At 63.7% G+C, this 5046-nt stretch carries 4 protein-coding genes; all 4 read left to right on the top strand.

Annotated elements, in window-relative coordinates; genetic code table 11:
• A partial coding sequence (locus A2J01_RS22130; protein ID WP_156519355.1) for a hypothetical protein occupies positions 1–407 on the top strand: 407 nt, incomplete at its 5' end.
• Between the two features lie 33 nt (positions 408–440).
• Positions 441–2213 carry a sulfite reductase subunit alpha gene (locus A2J01_RS22125; protein ID WP_064113597.1) on the top strand — a complete coding sequence of 591 codons (1773 nt, stop codon included), beginning with the start codon at positions 441–443 and terminating at the stop codon, positions 2211–2213.
• Positions 2214–2259: 46 nt separating this feature from the next.
• The gene (locus A2J01_RS22120) at positions 2260–3153 is read left to right on the top strand and encodes a hypothetical protein (RefSeq protein ID WP_064113599.1); all 894 of its coding nucleotides are present in this window, start codon (positions 2260–2262) and stop codon (positions 3151–3153) included.
• Between the two features lie 129 nt (positions 3154–3282).
• Positions 3283–4914 (top strand): ATP-binding cassette domain-containing protein, encoded by a 1632-nt coding sequence (locus A2J01_RS22115; RefSeq protein WP_064113596.1) that lies wholly within the window; start codon positions 3283–3285, stop codon positions 4912–4914.
• Positions 4915–5046 lie beyond the last annotated feature (132 nt).

Below are 5046 nucleotides of genomic sequence, written 5' to 3'. Positions count from 1 at the left end.
CGGCGACGATGTATGCGCTGCTCAGTGAGTACACCGTGCTTCACTTCGCGCAACAACTCGCCGCCGCTCGCACGCCGGGTGCGTCCGGACCCGACGATCCAGCAGTGCAGAAAGCGGCCCGAAACCTGGTGCTGACCGAGGACTTCGCCCTCGTCCAGCACTTGGTCAAGTACTCGAAAGAGATTCTGGCCGACTACGACGACGAACAGTTGGCTGCGCTGATTGCAGCCAAGCGGGTCGACGACTACAAGCAGGCACTGAGCCTACGCAACGTGTTGGCCATGGACAGCCCGGCGACGTACGGGTGGATTCTGTTTCAAGACAGCAAGAATCGGGACAAGCTCGGATCACTGCCGAACTTCGACGAACTGTTCGCATCGCGCACGATCCCCGACCTGGTGTCCTGACCTCCTCCCCCGAAAGTAGGTGAGCTTCAAATCATGGAAATCCCGTACATCCCCGAATACGCACCGTTCACCGGAGACCAGCGCGCGTGGCTTTCCGGATTCCTGGCCGGTCTACACTCGCGAACTGTCATGTCCGGTCAAACCGGTACTGCAACAGCGACAGTGGAGAGAGCTGCCGGCGCAGCCGTGCACATCCTTTATGGAAGTCAGACCGGCAACGCGGAGTCCTTGGCTGAAGACGCAGCCGCAGCTGCTCGTGCCCACGGTCTCGAACCACTTGTCGCGAGTCTGGACACCGTGGATATCAATGCACTTTCCGCCATGCGCCGGGTGCTCGTCATCACCTCCACCTACGGCGAGGGCGAGATGCCCGACAACGTGCAGCTGTTCTGGGATGCAGTCGAATCCGAGAGTGCGCCCCGGCTGGAGGGTCTCTACTTCGGAGTACTCGCACTCGGTGACACCAGCTACGACGGGTACTGCCAGTCGGGAAAGAACATCGACGCCCGCTTCGAAGCGCTCGGCGGGACCCGGGTTGTCGACCGCACCGATTGCGACGTCGACTACGAGGATCCGGCGGCCGAGTGGATCGTTCGGGCCGTCGCTGCGGTGGCCGGTGTCGACGGTGATGCGGGGGCCGCTGCCTCGCCGGTTGCGCCCGCTCAGACGAAGACCAAGCCCCAGTGGACTCGCAAGAACCCCTATCCTGCAACCGTCCTCGCCAACCGGCTGTTGTCCGGCGAGGACTCAGCCAAGGAAGTCCGCCACTTCACCCTTGCGCTCGGCGAGGACGGTCTGGACTACGAGGCCGGAGATGGATTGGGCATCCGCCCGATCAACGACCCCGCCCTCGTCGAGGCGATCATCCATCAGCTCGGTGTCAGCGGCGATTACGTGGTTACCGCGAAAGACGGCTCGTCCGCACCGTTGGACCAGGTGTTGACCAGCGACTACGAGATCTCCATTCCCTCGCGCGATTTGATCGAAGACATCGCCCGACGCAGCGGCGACGCCGAACTGCAGCATATTCTCGACACGGAAGATCGGGAAGCGCTCGATGCGTGGCTGTGGGGCAAGGACGTTCTCGATCTCCTCCAGTTGGACAACAGCATTCGCCTGAATCCCGAGGATCTGCTTACACTTCTTCGCCCGCTGCAACATCGGGTCTATTCGATCTCCTCCAGCCCGCTGGCCCACGACGGCACCGTCCATCTGACGGTAGCGAGTGTGCGCTACCGCTCGGGCGAGCGGGACCGCGGCGGCGTCTGCTCGACGTACCTGGCGGACCGCGTCGGCGAGGGAGATCGGGTCGGAGTTTTTGTCTCCAAGAACAATTCGTTCCGCCTACCCGCCGATGACGCTGTTCCCGTCGTGATGATCGGCCCCGGAACCGGCATCGCACCCTTCCGCGCTTTCCTGCACGAGCGTCGCGCGCGCAACGCGTCGGGGCAGAATTGGCTGTTCTTCGGCGATCAGCATCAGTCGAGCGACTTCATCTACGAGGACGAGTTGAACGGGCTGACCCGTGACGGTGTCCTGACTCGCCTCGATCTGGCCTTCTCGCGCGATCAGTCCGAGAAGATCTACGTCCAGACTCGTATGCGCGAGCAGGGCCGAGACTTGTTCGACTGGCTCGAAAACGGTGCGCACGTGTACGTCTGCGGCGACGCCACTCGGATGGCAAAGGACGTCGACGACGCATTGCACGAGGTCGTCGCCGAGCACGGTGGGTTGGATGCGGACGCCGCTGAGGATTACGTCAACAACCTCAAACGATCGAAGCGGTACCTAAGGGATGTCTACTGAGATGTGCCCGCACCGTGGCGAATGTCGTTGCGCAGCTTTGGCACGCATGTCGGACCTGGACGCACTGCTTGCGCGTCCGGGGTTCCGTGGTGGACTGATCGACACCGCACCTGACGTAGTCGGCAAAATGTTGCCGCTCTTGGACGACACGGTAGCAATCACCGTCGCAGGCCCGGTGGCTGTCAACGACTCGGGCAAGTACTCCGTTCCGACAGTTCCCGGCGATCCGTTGGTCTGCGCGCCCGGGCTCGTCGCTCTACGTTTGAACGTTGCCTCCCTCGGCTCGGTGGTGACCACTGACGCAGAGCAGCACCTACCGCCGACGCTCCGCATGTTCGACATCCACGGATCAAGTTCACACACCACGTATTTGACCCCGGCCTCGGATCGTCTCGCCTTCGAAGCGATGCGAACTGCGCCGAGCACTGCGAGGGAAACAAGCCCTCCCATCCAGACGTCGAATACGCCCGCATTCTGGGCCGAAGCCGATCAGCTGACACAGCTCGACTTCATCCTCGCGGACGGCGGCAGCGAACGTCGTAGCGGCCTGGTCGCTCTGGGCGCCCTCGGTTACCGGCGAGTCGATCCTCACCTCGTGGCTGCCGGGATGGAGCACCTGTCCTACCACCAACTTCCCGTCACGACCGTCGTCGCCGGGAACGGATGCCTGCAGATCCACCGTGGTGACCTCGACGCCGCAGCCATGTTCGGGGGGACGCTGACTTTGGCGTCCGACACCTGCCGGACGATGATCGACCTGAATGGTGTCTCGGAGTGCTGGCTGACTCGCACCCACGGCGTTCACGGCCTGACCAGCTCGATCGAGATGTACGACTTCCGCTGCAAATGCGTGGCAGTCTTCACCCAAACGGGTCCAACCGAACCCGCAGTCATGGGCGTGTGGGAAGACGTCATGAGTTCCATCTCGGCCGCATCCTGACACCGACAGATGCTGTGCGAGTGTAAGAAATCGGCGTACGGCGATAACCATATGGAGCCATCGACCCCTAACCTTAGGTCTCGGTCATTTGTCGTGCCTGCACCCTGGCGCTGATTCAAGGAGTTATCCATGCCCCGCCCTCTCGTCGAACCGTCGCTGGTCCCGGCCTTGCGCCCGGCGCTGCCTGCATTGGCTGCCGGGGTCGTCGCGGCCGCAGCGTCGGGGGTCGCGATGCTCGGGGCGCTCTGGTGCGTCGTGCAACTCATCGGTGAACCGTCGATGAGCTGGGCCGGGTGGGCATGTGCGCTGTGGCTCGTGGGCGTCGCGCTCGCTGCCACATCGTCGTGGCTCTCGCACCACGCGGAATCGCTTTTCGAGGCAAGGGTTCGCCGCCAACTCGCAGCCCACCTCGTTCGCCTACCGGCAAGCACGCTGTCCCGCTACAGCGGAGACGCGCTGAGGAGGCTCGTTTCGGACGACATCTCGGCGCTGCACCATATGACTGCGCACCTACCGGCCGAGTTCGCCACACTCATCGTGGTCCCCGCGGTCACGATCGCGGCGTTGGTTGCCTCAGCCGGCCCCGTGGCGCTTCTCGCTCTGGCTCCCGGCATCGTGGCAGCTCTGTTCTACCTGGTCGTGATCCCCCGAATGGCCGCTCGGCACAGCGCTGAAAGCGCGGATGTCATGGGCGACATCGTGACTGCCGTGGACGACTATGCCCGCGGCATCCGCGTCTGCCGGATCTACGGTGCGCAGACCGGCGCTGCCGCCGACTATGCAGAATCGACAGCACGGTTCACCCGGGGAATGCAGGAGCGCGTTCGACTCGTGGCTACCCCTGCGGCCGTCGCCGTTGCCCTCATGCAGGCGACGGCGACGTTCGCGATCGCCTATGCCGTCGGATTTCACTGGGATGCAACGACGTTGGCCGCCACCATTCTCTTCAGCCTCGCAATCGTGACACCGGCCCTGCGGCTCGGGCACGGCCTCGACTACGTCGCTGCTGGACGCTCTGCTGCGGGCCGGCTCGCCGCTGCCCTGGACGAACCCACCCTCCCTGCCGGTGAAGCACCAACCGTTCCGGCCTCGAGTCCCTCCGATCGACTGGAGATCGTCAACCTGACTGTCACGATCGCGGACCGCAGAGTCGTCGACGACGTCACGCATGCATTCCGCCCAGCCACGATCACTGCGATCACGGGACCGAGTGGAGCAGGCAAGACGACGCTCCTGAAAGCATTGGCCGGCTTCGAGATCCCGGAACTGGGTACCGTCCGCTACGCAGGTCGTAGCATCACCGTGATCGACGAGAACCTGCGGCCACAGTCCCTTCTGCTCACACCCCAGGGCGCAGACGTGTTACCTGCCACGGTGCGCGAGAACATCGCGCTGGCCGCCCCCGATGCAACGGACGCGGAATACACCGCCGCACTACGCCGGGCACAGATCGACGTCAGCCTCGATGCCGACGCCACTTCACTCTCCGGAGGAGAACGTCAGCGCGTCGGGCTTGCTCGGGTGTTCCTCTCGCCCGCAGCAGTACTGCTGCTCGACGAGCCGACCAGTGCACTCGACGATCGCACGGCCGCCGAACTGCTGAAGGAATTGCGACACCTCGCACATGACGAAGGAAAGACGATTGTGATCGTCACCCACGACCCCGCTCTTGCAGACGATGCCGACGATCGACTCGACCTCGGCGGTCGAAACGTGAATGACGCCGCCTCGCACAATGCAGCCCTGACTGGAGCCGAATAATGAACAGCGCCAATGCAGCCCGACGACGCTTGATCACCATCGGACTCGGTTGGGTGTCCGTCGCTGTCCTCGAAGCGATCGCGTTCACCACCCTCGCGCTCTCGATCGCTGATCACCGGTCGCCGGTCCTCG

Origin of the sequence: Rhodococcus sp. EPR-134, assembly GCF_001647205.1 — a bacterium.
Taxonomy (GTDB): Bacteria; Actinomycetota; Actinomycetes; order Mycobacteriales; family Mycobacteriaceae; genus Rhodococcus_F; species Rhodococcus_F qingshengii.
Note: the sequence above shows the minus strand (reverse complement) of the source record. Positions and strands in the feature narration are given on the sequence as shown.